Annotated in this window: 18 protein-coding genes; 3 read left to right on the top strand and 15 right to left on the bottom strand. The window is 63.4% G+C overall.

Features of this window, described 5'->3' with window-relative positions; translation table 11 throughout:
* Window positions 1-259: 259 nt before the first annotated feature.
* The 11 genes from ACUTAF_RS10725 to ACUTAF_RS10675 form a co-directional block, all read right to left on the bottom strand.
* Complete coding sequence (locus ACUTAF_RS10725) at window positions 260-1855, bottom strand: isocitrate lyase (protein ID WP_445579938.1); 1596 nt, start codon at window positions 1853-1855, stop codon at window positions 260-262.
* A gap of 560 nt (window positions 1856-2415) precedes the next feature.
* Window positions 2416-3225 (bottom strand): secretin N-terminal domain-containing protein, encoded by an 810-nt coding sequence (locus ACUTAF_RS10720; protein WP_445579937.1) that lies wholly within the window; start codon window positions 3223-3225, stop codon window positions 2416-2418.
* The gene (locus tag ACUTAF_RS10715; protein ID WP_445579936.1) at window positions 3222-3863 is read right to left on the bottom strand and encodes a DUF7931 domain-containing protein; all 642 of its coding nucleotides are present in this window, start codon (window positions 3861-3863) and stop codon (window positions 3222-3224) included. The genes ACUTAF_RS10720 and ACUTAF_RS10715 overlap by 4 nt, the downstream gene beginning before the upstream one ends.
* A gap of 8 nt (window positions 3864-3871) precedes the next feature.
* The gene (locus ACUTAF_RS10710) at window positions 3872-4297 is read right to left on the bottom strand and encodes a GNAT family N-acetyltransferase (protein ID WP_445579935.1); all 426 of its coding nucleotides are present in this window, start codon (window positions 4295-4297) and stop codon (window positions 3872-3874) included.
* The gene (locus tag ACUTAF_RS10705) at window positions 4290-5456 is read right to left on the bottom strand and encodes a ribosomal protein uL16 3-hydroxylase (RefSeq protein ID WP_445579934.1); all 1167 of its coding nucleotides are present in this window, start codon (window positions 5454-5456) and stop codon (window positions 4290-4292) included. The genes ACUTAF_RS10710 and ACUTAF_RS10705 overlap by 8 nt, the downstream gene beginning before the upstream one ends.
* Before the next feature lie 78 nt (window positions 5457-5534).
* A complete protein-coding gene (purB, locus tag ACUTAF_RS10700; RefSeq protein ID WP_445579933.1) occupies window positions 5535-6905 on the bottom strand; it encodes an adenylosuccinate lyase in 1371 nt (456 codons plus the stop codon).
* A 149-nt stretch (window positions 6906-7054) separates the two neighbouring features.
* Window positions 7055-7918, bottom strand: coding sequence for a DMT family transporter (locus tag ACUTAF_RS10695; RefSeq protein WP_445579932.1), 864 nt, complete (start codon window positions 7916-7918; stop codon window positions 7055-7057).
* A gap of 5 nt (window positions 7919-7923) precedes the next feature.
* The gene (gene hflD / locus ACUTAF_RS10690) at window positions 7924-8544 is read right to left on the bottom strand and encodes a high frequency lysogenization protein HflD (RefSeq protein WP_445579931.1); all 621 of its coding nucleotides are present in this window, start codon (window positions 8542-8544) and stop codon (window positions 7924-7926) included.
* Complete coding sequence (mnmA, locus tag ACUTAF_RS10685) at window positions 8541-9653, bottom strand: tRNA 2-thiouridine(34) synthase MnmA (RefSeq protein WP_445579930.1); 1113 nt, start codon at window positions 9651-9653, stop codon at window positions 8541-8543. Before mnmA ends, hflD begins: the two co-directional genes overlap by 4 nt.
* Before the next feature lie 106 nt (window positions 9654-9759).
* Window positions 9760-10200: an NUDIX hydrolase gene (locus tag ACUTAF_RS10680; RefSeq protein WP_445579929.1), complete on the bottom strand. Its 441-nt coding sequence runs from the start codon at window positions 10198-10200 to the stop codon at window positions 9760-9762.
* Window positions 10201-10279: 79 nt separating this feature from the next.
* The gene (locus tag ACUTAF_RS10675) at window positions 10280-12508 is read right to left on the bottom strand and encodes an NADP-dependent isocitrate dehydrogenase (protein ID WP_445579928.1); all 2229 of its coding nucleotides are present in this window, start codon (window positions 12506-12508) and stop codon (window positions 10280-10282) included.
* Between the two features lie 367 nt (window positions 12509-12875).
* Between ACUTAF_RS10675 and icd the strand changes: the two genes are divergently transcribed.
* Window positions 12876-14132, top strand: a complete 1257-nt coding sequence (icd, locus tag ACUTAF_RS10670) for an NADP-dependent isocitrate dehydrogenase (RefSeq protein ID WP_445579927.1) — start codon at window positions 12876-12878, stop codon at window positions 14130-14132.
* 198 nt (window positions 14133-14330) lie between these two features.
* On the opposite strand, the gene cspD is transcribed toward icd, so the two are convergent.
* Entirely contained in the window at window positions 14331-14597 is a 267-nt protein-coding gene (cspD, locus tag ACUTAF_RS10665) for a cold shock domain-containing protein CspD (RefSeq protein WP_445579926.1), read from the bottom strand.
* Between the two features lie 231 nt (window positions 14598-14828).
* Between cspD and clpS the strand changes: the two genes are divergently transcribed.
* Together clpS and clpA are read left to right on the top strand one after the other, a co-directional pair.
* Complete coding sequence (clpS, locus tag ACUTAF_RS10660) at window positions 14829-15191, top strand: ATP-dependent Clp protease adapter ClpS (protein WP_031303861.1); 363 nt, start codon at window positions 14829-14831, stop codon at window positions 15189-15191.
* A gap of 29 nt (window positions 15192-15220) precedes the next feature.
* Complete coding sequence (clpA, locus tag ACUTAF_RS10655) at window positions 15221-17491, top strand: ATP-dependent Clp protease ATP-binding subunit ClpA (protein WP_445579925.1); 2271 nt, start codon at window positions 15221-15223, stop codon at window positions 17489-17491.
* A gap of 60 nt (window positions 17492-17551) precedes the next feature.
* Here the strand turns inward: clpA and infA are convergent, their stop codons facing one another.
* The 3 genes from infA to aat form a co-directional block, all read right to left on the bottom strand.
* Entirely contained in the window at window positions 17552-17770 is a 219-nt protein-coding gene (gene infA / locus ACUTAF_RS10650; protein WP_002553999.1) for a translation initiation factor IF-1, read from the bottom strand.
* Between the two features lie 138 nt (window positions 17771-17908).
* Window positions 17909-18616: an arginyltransferase gene (locus ACUTAF_RS10645; protein WP_445579924.1), complete on the bottom strand. Its 708-nt coding sequence runs from the start codon at window positions 18614-18616 to the stop codon at window positions 17909-17911.
* A gap of 55 nt (window positions 18617-18671) precedes the next feature.
* Complete coding sequence (gene aat / locus ACUTAF_RS10640) at window positions 18672-19352, bottom strand: leucyl/phenylalanyl-tRNA--protein transferase (protein WP_445579923.1); 681 nt, start codon at window positions 19350-19352, stop codon at window positions 18672-18674.
* Window positions 19353-19385: the final 33 nt, after the last annotated feature.

Here is a 19385-nt window from a genome sequence, read left to right as displayed (position 1 = left end):
ACGGAATAGTGACAGTAGCTGTGCGCTGCTGCACAGAACTGCGCGGCGGGGTAGCGACCCTCCGCCGCGTTGGTGCCGCTTCGTCGGGTGTAGCGGGGCCGCTCAGACCCTGCGGGGCAGGCGTTTCCGCTGGCATTGGGGCGCACAACCTAGGCGTCTCCGCGACACCCTACGGCTAGAAAAAAAAGCCCCGGCATAGCCGGGGCTGGTCAGGCAAACCAGTCGCTGCGGATGCGTGGTCCGCAGCGGCGAACCGTTCTTAGTGGAACTGGTTCATGGTGTTGTCTTTACCGCTTGCCTTCAGAGCCGCTTCGCCAGCGAAGTACTCCTTGTGGTTGTCGCCGATGTCGGAGCCAGCCATGTTCTGGTGCTTGACGCAGGCGATGCCCTGACGCAGTTCCTGACGCTGCACGCCCTTGACGTAGGCCAGCATGCCCTGGTCGGCGAAGTAGCCCTTGGCCAGGTTGTCGGTGGACAGCGCGGCGGTGTGGTAGGTCGGCAGGGTGATCAGGTGGTGGAAGATGCCGGCGTGGGCCGAACCGTCGCGCTGGAAGGTACGGATCTTCTCGTCGGCAACCTGGGCCAGTTCGGTCTCGTCGTACTCGACGCTCATCAGCTTGGCGCGGTCGTATGCGGAAACGTCCTTGCCTTCGGCAACGAACGCATCGAACACCTGCTGACGGAAGTTCAGGGTCCAGTTGAAGGACGGGCTGTTGTTGTACACCAGCTTGGCGTTCGGGATGACTTTGCGGATGCGGTCAACCATGGCCTTGATCTGGCCAACGTGCGGCTTCTCAGTCTCGATCCACAGCAGGTCGGCGCCGTTCTGCAGGCTGGTGATGCAGTCCAGTACGCAGCGGTCTTCGCCGGTGCCGGCGCGGAACTGGAACAGGTTGGACGGCAGGCGCTTGGGACGCAGCAGCTTGCCTTCGCGCTTGATCACGACGTCGCCGTTGCCCAGTTCGGCTTCGGAGATTTCTTCGCAATCGAGGAAGCTGTTGTACAGGTCGCCCAGGTCGCCCGGCTCTTTGGTCACGGCGATCTGCTTGGTCAGGCCGGCGCCCAGGGAGTCGGTACGCGCAACGATCACGCCGTTGTCGATGCCCAGCTCGAGGAAGGCGTAGCGAACGGCAGCGATCTTGGCGAGGAAATCGGCGTGCGGAACGGTCACTTTACCGTCCTGGTGGCCGCACTGCTTCTCGTCGGAAACCTGGTTCTCGATCTGGATGCAGCAGGCACCGGCTTCGATCATGCGCTTGGCCAGCAGGTAGGTGGCTTCCGGGTTGCCGAAGCCGGCATCGATGTCGGCGATGATCGGGACGATGTGGGTCTCGTAGTTGTCGATCTGGTTCTGGATCTCGGCAGCCTTGGCATGGTCGCCAGCGTCGCGGGCGGCGTCCAGAGCGGTGAACAGCAGATCCAGTTCACGGCTGTCGGCCTGACGCAGGAAGGTGTACAGCTCTTCGATCAGGTCGGAGACGGCGGTCTTCTCGTGCATCGACTGGTCCGGCAGCGGGCCGAAGTCGGAGCGCAGGGCGGCGACCATCCAGCCGGACAGGTAGAGGTAGCGCTTGTTGGTGGTCTTCAGGTGCTTCTTGATCGAGATCAGCTTCTGCTGCCCGATGAAGCCGTGCCAGCAGCCCAGCGACTGGGTATAGACGGAGGAGTCGGCGTCGTACTCTTCCATGTCCTTGCGCATGATGTCGGCGGTGTACTGAGCGATTTCCAGGCCGGTCTTGAAGCGGTTCTGGGCGCGCATACGGGCGACGGACTCGGGGTTGATAGCGCTCCAGCTGCTGCCGAACTTCTCTTTCAGAGCGGCTACAGCCTTGATGTCGTTTTGATATGCGGACATGGTCAATCCTTCAGTAAATGTGTTGGTTGAGCACCGACTATCCACGCAAGGCGTGCACGAATGCAGCGGCTGCGGGAGGCTTCCACTTTGACGGCGAGACAACGACAGGGGCGAGGATGAACCGCGAGGAGGGGGGTGTGGCGAACGGATCTGTGGCTGCGCTGGCGTGCCGGTCGGCTCGTGGAAACCTTGGGCACCCTGGCGGGCTTCGATCTGTCTGACGCTAAACGCTTCCCCGTCCCTCAGGACAACTTCGTTCCAGTCGCAACCTCGTCGTACGGCCTTGTGGGCTGTTGGGACACGGACCGCTACGAAGTGCTTCGTTGGCGATCTGGAGATCCTTTTCAGGACCCCTGGCTAGCGGGAGCGAGGCCATCATGCCTCTCGCAAAATGCTTCGTCAAACGTTTTGTAGTGGTTTTTTAAAACTACTACATATTCACTAGACGACTGGTCGGTCATGCCGGAAACCCTCTGGTTCGGGCGTTTCAAGCCTTCCGTAGATGGCCGGGGGCTGTCCATCGATCGAAACGGTCGAGAGGATTCGACTTTGGTCGGGGGTCAGTCGAGCGCCTCGACCTTCAGGCGCAGGGACATGTCTTCACGCCCCTGGGTGGTATGGTGGCGCAGCACGTCGCCATCGCTGGAGTGGGCTTGTTGGCTGACGCCGCCGAGGGTTATCCATTCGCCGAGCCGACCGCTGACCCGGGTGTCGGTGCTCTGCACGTCGATCACGCGCGGGTCATGGGCGTTGAGGCGGTCGTGCTGGCTACTGATGGCGACATGCACCAGTTCGCCCGACAGGGTGGCGGTGACGTAGAAGCCGCGCGTCACGTTGCGATACTGTGTGTCCTGGTAGATCCGGCCGTAGGGGCCGGTGGAAGTGGTGGTCAGAGGCACGCTCTGGCCGACCTGGATCAGCGCCGGATGGCCCTCGGTGACCTGCACCTGCTGGGTGCCGCCGCCGCGGCTGTCGGTGCTGCGGCGGATGATGCGCACCTGGTCGCGACCGTCCACTTCGCCGCGGCCGAGCTGCACCTCGGCATCGCCGGCGCTGAGGCTGCCATCGACCCGGTAGCCGCGGTCGCTCTGGTAGTTGCTGTCGGCGCTTTCCACGCTGATCAGCAGGCGCCGCGGACGGGTGTCGAGCTGGCCGAGCAACTGGCGTACCTCGTCGATCTTGGCCGGCGAGGCGTTGACGATCAGCTGGTTGCCATAGGGGCTGACCCGGCCCTCGTTGCCCAGCACCGACTGCACCACGCCGATCACCTCGTCGGCGCTGCGGTAGTTGAGCGGTATGACCTCGGTGGCGGCGTGCAGCGGCAGGTACAGGCCGAACAGCAGGGCACAGAGGAGGGCGCGCAGGGTCATAGCAGGAAACTCCGCAGGTCGGGATCGCTGATGCTGGTGTCCCAGGCCTGGTCGAACTGCGCCTGGCGCTGACGCACCCGCCCGGGGTCGTGATACAGGGCATAGCCGCTTTGCTGGCCAGGCTCGGGGCATAGCAGCAGGCCCTGATCGTCGACGAGGAGAAAGGCCTGCTCTTCGCCGGGATGATCCGGGTTGAGCTTGCGGATATGTAGATTGGAAGACAGGCGCCGCGACAGGCTGAGCAGGCGATGGCCTTCCTTCACCGCGCGGCTCGGGTCGCGCACCAGGATGCGCAGGCGGTTGCGCGGGCTGGCCAGGAGAAAACGGCTACAGGCACGCTGCACGCTGCTGTGGTGGTAGAGCCAGGGCTGCAGGTCGTCGCTGTACAGGCACAGGCTGCGGCGCGCCTGCAGCAGCAGCGCCAGCAGATGGGCGCGGGCTTCCTGCGGCTGGCCGAAACGCTCCAGTTCGGCGTGATGGCCGAGGACGAAGGGCGCCGGCTCCCCTGGCGTGGCGCCCGCCGCGGACTGCTGCGGGTTATGCACGGCAAAACGCCCCGGCGACTCGAACTCGATAGCCGCGAGCTCGACGGGCTGCGGGGTATCGGTCGGCTCGACCGGGGCGTCTTGGTTGTCCATTGCGGCCTCTATTGGCTGGTACGCACCATGTCCACGTGCGGGATGCCGGCGTCGAGGTATTCGCCGCTGACTATCTCGAAGCCTAGCCTTTCATAGAATGGCGTGGCCTGCACCTGGGCGCTGAGCATTTGCCGACGCAGGCCGCGTTTTTCCGCCTCGTCGATCACCGCGCGCATCAATGCTTCGCCGACCTTGAGGCCGCGCCAGTCCTTGAGTACCGAGACGCGGCCGATATGGCCGTCCGGCAGCAGGCGCGCGGTGCCCACGGCGTAGTCGCCTTCCTCGGCGAGAAAATGCACCGCCTCGGCGTCCTCGGCATCCCACTCCAGTTCGGCCGGCACCGCCTGTTCGGCGATGAAAACGGTTTCACGGATGCGGCGCAGCTCGGCGTTATCCTTCTGCCAGTCGGCGACGCGGACGCTGATCTCACTCATCGGCGAACCCCAGGCTACCTTGCTTGACCAGTTCCCACAGCAGGGTACGCCCCTCGTCATCGGCCAGCCAGGCGCCGAGGTTTTCCACATGTAACGCATCGGCGCTGCAGATCAGCTTGAGCAGCTCGCGCAGGCGGGCCGATACCAGGCGGCTCTGGCCGCTGGCGAACAGCACCAGATCCTCGCCGACTTCCGACCAGGCCATGCGCGCGCTGGGGTTGCGGATGATCACGGCGCCGTCTTCCAGGGCACCGAGGAATTCCTCTTCGCCGATCTCGATGCCGGCGACCAGCTCCGGATACTTGGGTTCGGTCATGAACTGGCCGAACCAGGTCATCAGCAGGCGCTCGTCGCTCATGTGCTCGTTGAGCAGCGCCTTGAGGCGTTCCAGGGCGTCGCGCTGGATCTGCGTCGGATCGTCGCTCGGCTGGATGTCGGCGTCGCTGTAGCGCTCCTCGTCGGGGAGGAACTGACCGAGAAAGTCGGTGAAATGGGTCAGCACTTCGGCGGCGCTCGGCGCGCGGAAGCCCACGGAATAAGTCATGCAATCGTCCTCAGCGGTGCCACAGTGGGCGAGGCGCGGCGGCAGGTAGAGCATATCGCCGGGCGCCAGCACCCATTCATCGGTTGGTTCGAATTCGGCCAGGATCCGCAGATCGGCGTGGGAAAGCAGCGGGCTTTCGGAATCGCACATCTGGCCGATCTGCCAGCGGCGATGACCGTAGCCCTGCAGCAGGAATACGTCGTAGTTGTCGAAGTGCGGGCCGACGCCGCCGCCGGGCGTGGCGAAGCTGATCATCAGGTCGTCGATGCGCCACTTGGGCAGGAACTTGAAGTCCTCCAGCAGCTCGGCCACTTCCGGCACGAACTGGTCGACCGCCTGCACCAGCAGGGTCCAGTCGCGCTCCGGCAGGTTCTGGAAGGTTTCCTCGTCGAACGGGCCGCGCTGCAGCTCCCAGGGATGCGCGCCGTGCTCGATCACCAGGCGCGATTCGACTTCCTCTTCCAGCGCCAGGCCGGCCAGTTCGTCCGGGCTGATCGGGCTCTCGAAGCCGGGGATGGCCTGGCGCACCAGCAGGGGTTTCTTCTGCCAGTAGTCGCGCAGGAATTCACGGGCTGTGAGGCCACCCAGCAGTTGCAGCGGAGTATCAGGATTCATCAGTAAGCCCTTGAGATAAATAAAAACCTTTAAACAAAAACGCCCGGCTCAGCCGGGCGTCCTCGAGGCTGGTCGCGCTCAGATGCGCTTGGCCTGGGCTACGGCGTTGCCGATGTAGCGTGCCGGGGTCAGTTGCTTGAGCTCTTCCTTGGCGGCGGCCGGCATGTCGAGACCCTCGATGAAAGATTGCAGTGCTTCGGCGCTGATGCCCTTGCCACGGGTCAACTCCTTGAGCTTCTCGTAGGGATTCTCGATGCCGTAGCGGCGCATCACGGTCTGCACCGGCTCGGCCAGGACCTCCCAGCAGGCGTCCAGGTCTTCAGCAATTTTCTGAACATTGAGCTCCAACTTGCTGATTCCCTTGAGGCTTGCCTCATAGGCGATCACGCTGTGCGCGAAGCCGACGCCGAGGTTGCGCAGCACGGTGGAGTCGGTCAGGTCGCGCTGCCAGCGGGAGATCGGCAGTTTGCTGGCCAGGTGCTGGAAGATCGCGTTGGCGATGCCCAGGTTGCCTTCGGAGTTCTCGAAGTCGATCGGGTTGACCTTGTGCGGCATGGTCGAGGAGCCGATCTCGCCGGCCACGGTCTTCTGCTTGAAGTAACCGAGGGAGATGTAGCCCCAGACGTCGCGGTCGAAGTCGATCAGGATGGTATTGAAGCGGGCGATGGCGTCGAACAGCTCGGCGATGTAGTCGTGCGGCTCGATCTGGGTGGTGTAGGGGTTGAAGGTCAGGCCTAGGTCACCTTCGATGAACTGACGGGCGTTGGCTTCCCAGTCGATGCTCGGGTAGGCCGACAGGTGGGCGTTGTAGTTGCCCACGGCGCCGTTGATCTTGCCCAGCAGCGGCACGGCAGCGACCTGAGCGATCTGGCGCTCCAGGCGGTAGACGACGTTGGCCAGCTCCTTGCCCAGGGTAGTCGGCGAGGCCGGCTGGCCGTGGGTGCGCGACAGCATCGGCACGTCGGCGAACTTCACCGCCAGCTCACGGATGGCATCGGCCAGTTGCTTCATCAGCGGCAGCAGCACGTTGTCACGGCCTTCGCGCAGCATCAGGGCGTGGGACAGGTTGTTGATATCCTCGGACGTACAAGCGAAGTGGATAAATTCGCTGACCTTGTCCAGCTCCGGCAGCTTGGCGGCCTGCTCCTTGAGCAGGTACTCCACGGCCTTGACGTCGTGGTTGGTGGTGCGCTCGATTTCCTTGACGCGCTCGGCGTGCTCCAGTTGGAAATCCTCGGCCAGCTTATTGAGCAGCGCGTTGGCTTCGGCGGAGAAGGGCGCGACTTCCGGGATGCCCTCGTGCGCGGCCAGGCGCTGCAGCCAGCGCACTTCGACCAGGACACGGCTGCGGATCAGGCCGTATTCGCTGAAGATGGGGCGCAGGGCGCTGGTTTTGCCGGCGTAGCGGCCGTCGACGGGGGAAACCGCGGTGAGCGAGGAAAGCTGCATGTAGGCGTTCTCGAGCTGTCGGGCTGAACAGCCATCCGAGGACCTCTGCGCATCGCGCCTGCTCCAATGAAGCGGGCTCTAGCTCAGGTGCCTGGACGACCTCTGACGAAAAGGGCGCGTATTGTACATGAAATCGCTCGCTTGGCCGCCTATGCGTTGCGTCTGGCGACCGACAGCAAACTGGCGGCGAAGATCAGCGCGGCGCCGAGCAGCGACAGGCTGTCCGGCATCTCGCCCCAGAGCAGCCAGGCGATGATCCCGGCGAAGACGATGGCCAGATAGGCCACAGGGCCGATCAGCCCGGGCGGTGCCAGGCCATAGGCGCGCGACATGATCACCTGGCTGGCGGTGGCCAGCAGGCCGATGCCCAGCAGCCAGCCGAGCTGCACACCATTCAGCGGCTGCCAGCTCCAGGTCAGCGGAATGGCCGAGAACAGTGCGCTGAACAGCGAGAAGTAGAAGACGATGCGCGTCGCCGGCTCGCTGTCGCTCATCTCGCGGATGGAGACGAAGGCGAAGGCGGCCAGCAGGCTGGCGGCCAGGCCGATCAAGGCGGGGCCTTCGAATAGCGCCGCGCTGGGCTTGGCCACCAACAGCACGCCGAGCAGGCCGATCAGGCTGGTGAGCAGCATGCGCCGGGTCAGCGGCTCCTTGAGCCAGAAGTGGGCGATCAGCGGGGTGAACACCGGCGCCGAATAGGTGAACAGCATGGCGTCGGCCAGCGGCAGGTGGGCGATGGCGTAGAAGAAGCAGTACATCGCCGCCAGGCCGTAGGTGGTGCGCCACAGGTGCGATTTCAGCCGTGTCGTGCGCAGCGGGCGTACCCCGCGCACCAGCAGCAGCGGCAGGAAGAACAGCACGCCGACCAGATTGCGGAAGAACACCACCGACTCGTTGTTGACGCTGGCCGAGATTTCCCGGATGCCGACGCCGGTAAGGGCGAACAGCAGGGCGGACAGGGCCAGCAGCAGGGCGCCCTGCAGCGGCTTGACGCTGCGGCTCGGCGCGCCCATGGCGGTCAGCTGCGCATCAGTTGGTAGAGTTCCTTGAGCAGCTTGCCGCGGCTGAACACCAGCTGCCAGCGGTGACCGCCGAGCTGGCGCCACAGCCGCGCCGAACGGATGCCGGCGAGCAGCAGGGCGCGGATCTTCGCCGCGTTGCTCGGCTGCTGCAGAAAACGCATGTCGCCGTGCACCTGGATGCGCTGGCGGAAGGTGCTGATGGTGTCCTGGTACAGTCCGCCGCAGGCGGCGATGACGTTGTCGTGGACCAGGCCGAAGTGCTCGACTTGCTGCTGGATCTGATCCAGGCGGCTGCCCATCACCTGCAGCATGTCGCCGCGCTTGTCCAGCTGGCGTTCCAGGCCGAGCAGGGCCAAGGCGTAGCGCAGCGGCTCGCGCTGCAGAGCCGCGGGGTTGCGCTCCAGCGAGCTGACCAGCGCGCGATAACCGTCGCGCAGGTTGAGGTCGTCGCCGCCGTAGACATCCAGCGTACTCTTCGGGTCGCGCACCAGCAGGCTGCCGAGCATGCAGCTCATCGACGCCTCGCTGACCTGGCCGGTGCGGGCGATCTTGTCGGCCAGCACGGCGGCTTCGAATACGGCGCCGAGGGCAACCAGTTGCTCCTGCAGCGGGCTCATCGGGCGTCCTCGTACCAGGCTTCTGCGGTTTCGATCACACCGCCGCCGAGACACACCTCGCCGTCATAGAACACCACGGACTGACCGGGGGTGACGGCGCGCTGCGGCTCATCGAACACGGCGCGATAGCCGTTCTCGGTCTTCTCCAGGGTGCAGTGCTGATCGCTCTGGCGGTAGCGCACCTTGGCAGTGAGGCGGCGCGGAGTGCTCAGGTCCACCGGGTTGACCCAGTAGATGTCCGAGGCGAGCAGGGCGCGGGAGAACAGCCAGGGGTGTTCGTTGCCCTGGCCGACGATCAGCACGTTGCGCGTCAGGTCCTTGCGCAGCACGTACCAGGGCTCATCGCCGGCGTCCTTCAGGCCGCCGATGCCGAGGCCCTGGCGCTGGCCGATGGTGTGGTACATCAGGCCGTGATGGCGGCCGATCACCTGGCCTTCCGTGGTTTCGATATCGCCCGGCTGGGCCGGCAGGTACTGCTTGAGGAAGTCGCTGAAGCGGCGCTCGCCGATAAAGCAGATGCCAGTGGAGTCCTTCTTCTTCGCCGTGGCCAGCTCGTATTTCTCGGCAATGGCGCGCACCTGCGGCTTTTCCAGTTCGCCAACCGGGAACAGGGTCCTGGCGATCTGCTCGCCACCGACTGCGTGGAGGAAGTAGCTCTGGTCCTTGTTCGGGTCCAGGCCCTTGAGCAGCTCGGTGCGGCCGTCGATGTCGCGGCGGCGCACGTAATGGCCGGTGGCGATCAGGTCGGCGCCGAGTGACAGGGCGTAGTCGAGGAAGGCTTTGAACTTGATCTCGCGGTTGCACAGGATGTCCGGGTTCGGCGTGCGGCCGGCCTTGTATTCGGCCAGGAAGTGCTCGAACACGTTGTCCCAGTATTCTGCAGCGAAGTTGGCCGTGTGCAGCTTGATGCCGATGCGCTCGCATACGGCCTGGGCGTCGGCCAGGTCATCCATGGCGGTGCAGTATTCGGTGCCGTCGTCTTCGTCCCAGTTCTTCATGAACAGGCCTTCGACCTGGTAACCCTGTTCCAGCAGCAGCAGGGCGGAAACGGACGAGTCGACGCCGCCGGACATGCCGACGATCACGCGTTGGGTGCTAGGTGCTTGCATGGGAGTCTGCGAGTGAAGCCTGAAAAACTGGCGAGTCTACCAGAAAGCCTGCACCCGACGTGTAGGGCGTACTCGCGAAGCGGTACGCCGAACACGGGCTATTGTTTCAATCGCGCACCAACTCCAGCGGCCCGCGGATGCCGGCCAGGTAATCGTCCACGCAGCGCAGCACCAGTTCGCTGCGCCAGCGTTCTGGCTGCGCGGCCAGTTCATCGCGGCTCAACCAGGCGATGCCGTGGATGTCGCTGTCCAGTGCGCGGGCCGGATCATGGCGCAGCGGGTGGGCGACAAAGCACACGCGTTGGTAGGTGACGCCATTGCTCGGTGCGGTGTAGAGATAGATACCGAGCAGGCTGCTCAGCTCCACCTCCCAGCCGGTTTCTTCGAGGGTTTCGCGCAGCGCGGCCTGGCGTAGCGATTCATTGGCCTCCAGGTGCCCGGCCGGCTGGTTGAGCACCAGGCGGCCCGCCTTGAGTTCCTCGACGAACAGGAAGCGGCCCTGGTCTTCGATGACCGTGGCCACGGTGATATGGGGCTGCCACTCCATTTCTGCTTCTCCCGTGATCTCTATACAAAAAAAGAACCCCGGCACTATGGCCGGGGTTCTCCGTGTTGCCGAGCCCTTATCAGGCGTTCAGCGCCGCCAGGGCGGCGTTGAAGGTGCTGCTGGGGCGCATCACCTGGCTGGTCAGCTCGGGATTGGAGCGGTAGTAGCCGCCGATGTTCGCCGGTTTGCCCTGCACTGCGGCCAGTTCGGCGACGATGGTCGCTTCCTGCTCGGTCAGGGTCTTGGCCAGCGGGGCGAAGCGTGCCTTGAGTTCGGCGTCTTCGTCCTGGGTGGCCAGGGCCTGGGCCCAGTACAGCGCCAGGTAGAAGTGGCTGCCACGGTTGTCCAGCTCGCCGACCTTGCGCGCCGGGGACTTGTTGTTGTCCAGCAGCTTGCCGGTGGCCTCGTCCAGAGTCTTGCCGAGGATCTTGGCCTTGAGGTTGTCGGTCTTGATCCCGGTTTCTTCCAGGGACACGGCCAGGGCCAGGAACTCGCCCAGCGAATCCCAGCGCAGGTAGTTCTCTTCGACCAGTTGCTGCACGTGCTTGGGCGCGGAGCCACCGGCACCGGTCTCGTACATGCCGCCGCCGGCCATCAGCGGCACGATGGACAGCATCTTGGCCGAGGTGCCCAGCTCCATGATCGGGAACAGGTCGGTCAGATAGTCGCGCAGCACGTTGCCGGTCACCGAGATGGTGTCCTGGCCACGGATCATGCGCTCCATGGACACGCGGATGGCTTCGTTGTAGCCCATCATGCGGATGTCCAGGCCGCTCAGGTCGTGGTCCTTGAGGTACAGCTCGACCTTTTTCTGCAGTTCACGGTCGTGGGCGCGCTCCGGGTCCAGCCAGAAGATCGCCGGGGTGTTGGACTGACGGGCGCGGGTGACGGCCAGCTTGACCCAGTCGCGAATCGGCGCGTCCTTGGTCTGGCAGGCACGCCAGATATCGCCGGCTTCGACTTCGTGTTGCATCAGCACGCTGCCATCGGCAGCCACCACGCGCATGGTGCCGTCGGCGGTCATTTCGAAGGTCTTGTCGTGGGAGCCGTATTCCTCGGCCTTCTGCGCCATCAGGCCGACGTTCGGCACGCTGCCCATGGTGGTCGGGTCGAACGCACCGTTGGTTTTGCAGAAGTTGATCATTTCCTGATAGATGCGCGCGTAGGTGCTCTCGGGCATTACGGCCTTGGTGTCTTTCTGCTTGCCGTCCTTGCCCCACATCTGGCCGGAGTTGCGGATCATCGCCGGCATCGAGGCGTCGACGATCACGTCGCTCGGGATGTGCAGGTTGGTGATGCCCTTGACCGAGTCGACCATGGCCATTTCCGGGCGATGGGCGTAGACCTCATGGATGTCGTGGAGGATTTCTTCCTGCTGCGAGGCGGGCAGGGCCTTGATCTTGTCGTAGACGCTGCTGATGCCGTTGTTGGGATTGACGCCCAGTTCCTTGAACAGTTCGCCGTACTTGTCGAACACGTCCTTGTAGTAAACGCTGACGGCATGGCCGAAGACGATCGGGTGGGAGACCTTCATCATGGTCGCCTTGACGTGCAGGGACCACATCACGCCGGTCTCCTTGCAGTCCTGCAGGGTCTTCTCGAAGAAGTCGCGCAGCTTGCGGCAGCTCATGAACATGCTGTCGAACACTTCGCCTTCCTGCAGGGCGAGCTGTTTCTTGAGCTCGACCTTGCCGTCCTTGCCGACGAACTCGATACGTACGTCACCGGCCTTGGCCATGGTGATCGACTGCTCGCTGGAGAAGAAGTCGCCGCCGCGCATGTAGTCGGCATGGGACTGCGAGGCCATGCTCCACTTGCCCATACTGTGCGGGTGCTTGCGCGCATAGGCCTTGACTGCGGCCGGGGCGCGGCGGTCGGAGTTGCCTTCGCGCAGAACCGGGTTCACCGCGCTGCCGAGGACCTTGGCGTAGCGGGCGCGCACTTCCTTGTCTTCTTCGCTCTGCGGGTCTTCCGGGAAGTCGGGGATGTCGTAGCCCTGGGCCTGCAGCTCGGCGATGGCGGCCTTGAGCTGGGGTACCGAGGCGCTGATGTTGGGCAGCTTGATGATGTTGGCGTCCGGCTGCAGGGTCAGCTCGGCGAGCTTGGCGAGGTCGTCGTCGATGCGCTTGTCGGCGTCCAGGCGGTCGGCAAAGCTTGCCAGGATCCGTCCAGCAAGAGAGATGTCGCGGGTTTCGACGGAGATGTCAGCCGATGCGGCGAAGGCTTCTACAATGGGCAGAAGCGAGTAGGTGGCCAGGGCTGGAGCTTCGTCGGTGAAGGTGTAGATGATCTTCGAAGGGGTGGACATTTAGAGTTAACTCTCTTCTTTGCTGAGCGTGCACAGAAACTCGACGTGCGCGGGTAGGCGCCTGAGCCCGGTCAATGATCGAGCTGGAGTCGAGGACTCGCCGCGGTGATGTTGGATGCACCAGTAGAGTGTCGAGCATTTCGAGCCGGCCAACGGCGGTGGCTATCGACCGGTTTCAAGAGGCTCGCGTCCGGTTGGAGACGGGGCGCCCCTTATGACTCGTTAGTCACCTAAGCAGTATATCACTGCGACGCCGCGTCGCAGAATGCCCAGTTGCATAAGACCAATGAACATGTGGTTCCGCTCGTCGCAACTGCGCTACTCTCGAGAGATTGCGCATCGTTCTAACCACAAGATGGAGTCCAGCATGGGATACCAAAAGATCCAGGTGCCAGCCAGCGGTGACAAAATCACCGTCAACGCCGACATGTCGCTCAATGTGCCGAACAACCCGATCATCCCCTTCATCGAAGGCGATGGCATCGGCGTGGATATTTCCCCAGTGATGATCAAGGTGGTCGACGCCGCCGTTGCCAAGGCCTACGGCGGCGCGCGCAAGATCTCCTGGATGGAAGTCTACGCCGGCGAGAAAGCCACCCAGGTCTACGACCAGGACACCTGGCTGCCCAAGGAAACCCTGGAGGCGGTGCGCGACTACGTGGTCTCGATCAAGGGGCCGCTGACCACGCCTGTCGGCGGCGGCATTCGTTCGCTCAACGTGGCCCTGCGCCAGGAGCTCGACCTCTACGTCTGTCAGCGCCCGGTGCGCTGGTTCGAGGGCGTGCCCAGCCCGGTGAAGAAACCTGGCGACGTGGACATGGTGATCTTTCGCGAGAATTCCGAGGACATCTATGCCGGCGTCGAGTGGAAGGCCGGCAGTGCCGAGGCCGAGAAGGTCATCAAGTTCCTCACCGAGGAGATGGGCGTCAAGAAGATCCGCTTCACCGACATGTGCGGCATCGGCATCAAGCCGGTGTCCGAGGCCGGCACCAAGCGCCTGGTGCGCAAGGCGCTGCAGTATGCGGTGGACAACGACCGCAGTTCGGTGACCCTGGTGCACAAGGGCAACATCATGAAATTCACCGAAGGCGCGTTCAAGGAGTGGGGCTACGAGATCGCCCGCGACGAATTCGGCGCCGAGTTGCTCGATGGCGGCCCGTGGATGCAGTTCAAGAACCCGCGGACCGGCAAGAGCGTCGTGGTCAAGGACGTGATCGCCGACGCCATGCTGCAGCAGATCCTGCTGCGTCCGGCCGAGTACGATGTGATCGCGACGCTCAACCTCAATGGCGACTATCTGTCCGATGCCCTGGCGGCGGAAGTGGGCGGCATCGGCATCGCGCCGGGCGCCAACCTGTCGGATTCGGTCGCCATGTTCGAGGCCACCCATGGCACTGCGCCGAAATATGCTGGCCAGGACAAGGTCAATCCGGGGTCGCTGATCCTCTCCGCCGAGATGATGCTGCGCCACATGGGCTGGACCGAGGCGGCTGACCTGATCATCAAGGGCACCAACGGCGCCATCGCCGCCAAGACCGTGACCTACGACTTCGAGCGTTTGATGGAAGGTGCCACGCTGTTGTCGTGCTCCGAGTTCGGCGATGCGATGATCGTGCATATGTAACCGCGGATTGCGCATGAAAAAGGCCGGTCAGTTGACCGGCCTTTTTTGTGTTCAGCACATCCCTGTGTTTCAGCCCTGCGGGGTGGGTGCGCAAAAACTGGTCTCCAGCGCTGCCATGTTCAGCGCATCCGTACGCACCGCAGCTTCGGGGCGTGCCTATACAGCCGCTGCCGGTGTTTATTCGACGTGCCAGAATGCTCAGGCTTCGACGGTGTTGGCGGTGCTCTGTGTCTGGGGCGCGACTGCCGGGGTGCTTTGCGTCGTGGCGGCGCTGATATTGACCGCATGCAGCCCTTTCGGGCCTTGCACTATCTCGAAGCAAACCGGTTGGCCGGCCTTGAGCGTTTTGTAACCTTCCATTTGGATGGCCGAGTAGTGGGCAAACAGGTCCTCATCTCGGCCGTCGGCGAGGATGAATCCATAGCCTTTGGCGTTGTTGAACCACTTGACCTTACCGCTGAGCATGCTGATATCCCTCTGCAAAGGACTCCATCTCTGGAGTATCATCCACATCGATTCCGCGCGATAACCACCCAGGCTGGGCGAGGGCGCGGAACTCCTGATACCCAAGACTGGGTATTCATTGGTTGTAACACCCTTTTGCCGATAGTCAAGGCTATGCGGCGGACGGTTGAGAAGTCAGTCAAACTCCCTCTAGCATCCCAGTTCGTCCAGCCTGAACCACTGATTCCCAGCATGCATGCAAGTAGCCAGATTCGACTAACATTCAATCAGGATCACCCGGCAGAGCATGAGGACGATTCCTCCGGCGTAGCTGTTCAGGAATCCAAGCCAGCGTTACAGGCACCACCGATGTACAAGGTGGTCTTATTCAATGACGACTACACCCCGATGGATTTCGTCGTCGAAGTGCTCGAAGTTTTTTTCGGCATGAACCGGGAGCTGGCGACCAAGATCATGCTGACCGTCCATACGGAAGGACGAGCGGTATGTGGCGTATTTACCCGTGACATCGCGGAGACCAAGGCCATGCAGGTCAATCAGTACGCGAGGGAAAGCCAGCATCCGCTACTCTGTGAAATAGAGAAGGACGGTTAATGCCGGCCACTTGGGTATGAGGTGAAGCTATGTTGAATCGAGAGCTCGAAGTCACCCTCAATCTGGCTTTCAAGGAGGCTCGCGCCAAGCGTCATGAGTTCATGACGGTCGAGCACTTGCTGTTGGCCTTGTTGGACAACGACGCCGCAGCCAGCGTGCTGCGCGCCTGCGGAGCCAATCTCGACAAGCTGCGCCATGACTTGCAGGAGTTTATCGACTCCACGACGCCGTTGATTCCTCAGCACGATGAAGAGCGTGAAACTCAGCCGACCCTGGGGTTCCAGCGTGTGCTGCAGCGTGCGGTATTCCACGTGCAGAGCTCGGGCAAGCGTGAAGTGACCGGCGCCAACGTGCTGGTTGCGATCTTCAGCGAACAGGAAAGCCAGGCCGTGTTCCTGCTCAAGCAGCAGAGCGTGGCGCGCATCGATGTGGTCAACTACATCGCTCACGGCATCTCCAAGGTGCCGGGGCATGGTGACCAGCATGAGCACGACCAGGAGATGCAGGACGATGAAGGGGGAGACTCCTCCACCTCCGGCAATCCGCTGGACGCCTACGCCAGCAATCTCAATGAGTTGGCGCGCCAGGGGCGCATCGACCCGTTGGTCGGTCGCGAGCATGAAGTCGAGCGGGTAGCGCAGATTCTCGCGCGCCGGCGCAAGAACAACCCCCTGCTGGTCGGCGAGGCCGGCGTGGGTAAGACGGCCATCGCCGAAGGGTTGGCCAAGCGCATTGTCGACGAGCAGGTGCCCGATCTGCTGGCCGACAGCGTGGTCTACTCCCTGGACCTCGGTGCGCTGCTGGCCGGTACCAAGTACCGTGGCGATTTCGAGAAGCGTTTCAAGGCCTTGCTCAACGAGTTGCGCAAGCGTCCGCACGCCATCCTGTTCATCGACGAGATCCACACCATCATCGGCGCCGGGGCGGCGTCCGGTGGCGTGATGGATGCGTCCAACCTGCTCAAGCCGATGCTTTCCTCTGGCGAGATCCGCTGCATCGGCTCCACGACCTTCCAGGAGTTTCGCGGCATCTTCGAGAAGGATCGCGCTCTGGCGCGGCGCTTCCAGAAGGTCGACGTGACCGAGCCTTCCGTGGACGACACCTACGGCATCCTCAAGGGGCTCAAGGCGCGTTTCGAGCAGCATCACCATATTGAGTACAGCGACGAGGCCCTGCGTGCGGCGGCCGAACTGGCCGCGCGCTATATCAATGACCGACACATGCCGGACAAGGCCATCGACGTGATCGATGAGGCCGGTGCCTATCAGCGCCTGCAGCCGGAAGACAAGCGCGTGCCGCGCATCGAGGTGGCACAGGTCGAGGACATAGTCGCCAAGATCGCGCGCATTCCGCCGAAGCACGTATCCAGCTCTGACAAGGAGTTGCTGCGCAACCTGGAGCGCGATCTCAAGCTGACCGTGTTCGGTCAGGATGCCGCCATTGACTCGCTGGCCACCGCCATCAAGCTGTCGCGCGCCGGGCTCAAGGCGCCGGACAAGCCGGTCGGCTCCTTCCTCTTCGCCGGCCCTACCGGCGTGGGCAAGACCGAGGCCGCTCGGCAGCTGGCCAAGGCCATGGGTATCGAACTGGTGCGCTTCGACATGTCCGAGTACATGGAGCGGCATACCGTGTCCCGCCTGATCGGTGCGCCGCCCGGCTACGTCGGGTTCGATCAGGGCGGCCTGCTCACCGAGGCGATCACCAAGCAGCCGCATTGCGTGCTGCTGCTCGACGAGATCGAGAAGGCCCATCCGGAGGTCTTCAACCTGCTGCTGCAGGTGATGGATCACGGTACCCTGACCGACAACAACGGGCGCAAGGCGGACTTCCGCAACGTGATCCTGATCATGACCACCAACGCCGGGGCGGAAACCGCGGCGCGGGCGTCGATCGGCTTCACCCAGCAGGATCACTCCACCGATGCCATGGAAGTGATCAAGAAGAGCTTCACGCCGGAGTTCCGCAACCGCCTGGACACCATCATCCAGTTCGGCCGCCTGAGCCACGAGACGATCAAGAGCATCGTCGACAAGTTCCTCACCGAACTGCAGGCGCAGCTGGAGGACAAGCGCGTCACCCTGGAGGTCAGCGATGCGGCGCGCGGCTGGCTGGCCGAGCGCGGTTACGACGTGCAGATGGGCGCCAGGCCGATGGCGCGCCTGATTCAGGACAAGATCAAGCGTCCGCTGGCAGAGCAAATCCTCTTCGGCGAGCTGGCCGAGCATGGCGGCGTGGTGCACGTCGACATCAAGGACGGCGAGCCGAGCTTCGAATACGAGACGGCCGCGGAAGTCGCCTGATCGGCGAGAAGTTGAACGAAAACGCCCGGCGATGCCGGGCGTCTTCATTTGGTGCTTGGCTTAACGGGCGCGGTAGGTGATGCGACCCTTGCTCAAGTCATAAGGTGTCAGCTCGACGCGCACCTTGTCACCAGTGAGAATGCGGATGTAATTCTTGCGCATCTTGCCGGAGATGTGCGCGGTAACGACGTGCCCGTTTTCCAACTCCACGCGGAACATGGTGTTGGGCAGGGTGTCGACGACAGTGCCTTCCATTTCGAAGCTGTCTTCTTTCGACATGCAGTAAAGCCCTCGGTATCCAGGAAATGGCCCGGTGCAACTGGCGCCAGGCAAAAGCGGCGTGCATTGTGCCCGAAAACAGGGGGCTGCGCCAAGGGGCTTGGGGTGTCGAGCCGGGGGCGAGAGCGTCGAAAGGCTTTAGGTCAGCAGCGTCCAGCGCTGATTGACGAAGAGTTCGATGGGGCGGTATTGGGTCTTGTAGTTCATCTTGCGGCAGTTCTTGATCCAGTAGCCGAGATAGACGGCTTGGAGCCCGAGGCGCGCGGTTTCGCCAATTTGCCAGAGAATGGCGAAGCGGCCGAGGCTGCGGCGCTCTTCGTCGGGATCATAGAAGGTGTAGACCGCCGATAGTCCGTTGGGCAGCACATCGGTCACGGCAATCGCTACCAGGCGGCCGCGCAGGCGGAACTCGTAGAAACGCGAGAACGGAAGGTCGCGCACCAGGAAGGTGGAAAACTGGTCGCGGCTCGGGGGGTACATGTCGCCGTCGGCGTGGCGCTGCTCTATATAGCGGACGTAGAGACCGTAGTACTCCTCGGTGAAGGCCGGGCGCACGGGACGCACGCTGATGTCTTGGTTGCGCTTGAGGATACGCCGCTGCTGGCGATTAGGGGTGAACACCGAGGCCGGGATGCGCGCCGGAACGCAGGCGGTGCACTGTTGGCAATGCGGGCGGTAGAGGTGGTCGCCGCTGCGGCGAAAGCCCATTTCCGAAAGTTCGGCGTAAACCAGCACGTCCATGGGCTGACTGGGGTCGAGAAACAGGGTGGTGGCCTGTTCTTCGGGCAGGTAGCTGCATGGATGGGGCTGGGTGGCGTAGAACTTCAGGCGGGCCAGCTCGGTCATGGCGGTGTCTCGGTAAAGCCTTGCCTATGAGTGTAAGCCAGGCTTCGGCGCTCGACTAGGCGAGCCAGTTCGCGCTGCTGGGCAGGTCCAGATGGCGCTGCAGGTAGTCAGCGAAAGCCGCGCGGGGGATGGCGCGAGCGCCGAAACTGTGCAGGTGCTGGGTAGGCATCTGGCAGTCGATGAGGACGAAACCCCACTCGCGCAACTTGCCGACCAGCGTGGCGAAGCCGACCTTGGAGGCATTGTCGGCCCGGCTGAACATGGATTCGCCGAAGAACAGCTGGCCGATGGCCAGGCCGTACAGGCCGCCGACCAATTCCTCGCCCTGCCAGACTTCGACCGAATGAGCGATGCCGCGGCGATGCAGCTCCAGGTAGGCGTCCTGCATTTCGCGGGTGATCCAGGTGCCGTCGGCGTAATCGCGCGGTGCGGCGCAGGCGCCGATCACTGCGGCGAAATCCCGGTCGAAACTGACCCGATAACGCTGCTGGCGCAGCAGCTTAGCCAAGCTGCGGGAGAGGTGCAGCTCGTCGGGAAACAGCACGGTGCGTGGATCGGGCGACCACCATAGAATCGGCTGGCCGTCCTGGAACCAGGGGAAACAGCCGTGGCGATAGGCGCCGATCAGACGCTCGGCGCTGAGGTCGCCGCCGGCCGCGAGCAAACCGTTGGGCTCGCGCAGGGCCTTGGTCAGCGGCGGGAATTCCAGGGAGTCACGTTGCAGCCAGGTCAGCATGCGCAGGGTCCGGCGGGGTAGGGGAGGGCGAGC

This window comes from Pseudomonas sp. SP16.1 (assembly GCF_052682975.1).
Note: the sequence above shows the minus strand (reverse complement) of the source record. Positions and strands in the feature narration are given on the sequence as shown.

What these genes read in the sequence shown, in the direction of transcription:
- ACUTAF_RS10725 (WP_445579938.1), bottom strand. Translation starts at nt 1,855, where the DNA reads ATGTCCGCATATCAAAACGACATCAAGGCTGTAGCCGCTCTGAAAGAG.
- ACUTAF_RS10720 (WP_445579937.1), bottom strand. Translation starts at nt 3,225, where the DNA reads ATGACCCTGCGCGCCCTCCTCTGTGCCCTGCTGTTCGGCCTGTACCTG.
- ACUTAF_RS10715 (WP_445579936.1), bottom strand. Translation starts at nt 3,863, where the DNA reads ATGGACAACCAAGACGCCCCGGTCGAGCCGACCGATACCCCGCAGCCC.
- ACUTAF_RS10710 (WP_445579935.1), bottom strand. Translation starts at nt 4,297, where the DNA reads ATGAGTGAGATCAGCGTCCGCGTCGCCGACTGGCAGAAGGATAACGCC.
- ACUTAF_RS10705 (WP_445579934.1), bottom strand. Translation starts at nt 5,456, where the DNA reads ATGAATCCTGATACTCCGCTGCAACTGCTGGGTGGCCTCACAGCCCGT.
- purB (WP_445579933.1), bottom strand. Translation starts at nt 6,905, where the DNA reads ATGCAGCTTTCCTCGCTCACCGCGGTTTCCCCCGTCGACGGCCGCTAC.
- ACUTAF_RS10695 (WP_445579932.1), bottom strand. Translation starts at nt 7,918, where the DNA reads ATGGGCGCGCCGAGCCGCAGCGTCAAGCCGCTGCAGGGCGCCCTGCTG.
- hflD (WP_445579931.1), bottom strand. Translation starts at nt 8,544, where the DNA reads ATGAGCCCGCTGCAGGAGCAACTGGTTGCCCTCGGCGCCGTATTCGAA.
- mnmA (WP_445579930.1), bottom strand. Translation starts at nt 9,653, where the DNA reads ATGCAAGCACCTAGCACCCAACGCGTGATCGTCGGCATGTCCGGCGGC.
- ACUTAF_RS10680 (WP_445579929.1), bottom strand. Translation starts at nt 10,200, where the DNA reads ATGGAGTGGCAGCCCCATATCACCGTGGCCACGGTCATCGAAGACCAG.
- ACUTAF_RS10675 (WP_445579928.1), bottom strand. Translation starts at nt 12,508, where the DNA reads ATGTCCACCCCTTCGAAGATCATCTACACCTTCACCGACGAAGCTCCA.
- icd (WP_445579927.1), top strand. Translation starts at nt 12,876, where the DNA reads ATGGGATACCAAAAGATCCAGGTGCCAGCCAGCGGTGACAAAATCACC.
- cspD (WP_445579926.1), bottom strand. Translation starts at nt 14,597, where the DNA reads ATGCTCAGCGGTAAGGTCAAGTGGTTCAACAACGCCAAAGGCTATGGA.
- clpS (WP_031303861.1), top strand. Translation starts at nt 14,829, where the DNA reads ATGCATGCAAGTAGCCAGATTCGACTAACATTCAATCAGGATCACCCG.
- clpA (WP_445579925.1), top strand. Translation starts at nt 15,221, where the DNA reads ATGTTGAATCGAGAGCTCGAAGTCACCCTCAATCTGGCTTTCAAGGAG.
- infA (WP_002553999.1), bottom strand. Translation starts at nt 17,770, where the DNA reads ATGTCGAAAGAAGACAGCTTCGAAATGGAAGGCACTGTCGTCGACACC.
- ACUTAF_RS10645 (WP_445579924.1), bottom strand. Translation starts at nt 18,616, where the DNA reads ATGACCGAGCTGGCCCGCCTGAAGTTCTACGCCACCCAGCCCCATCCA.
- aat (WP_445579923.1), bottom strand. Translation starts at nt 19,352, where the DNA reads ATGCTGACCTGGCTGCAACGTGACTCCCTGGAATTCCCGCCGCTGACC.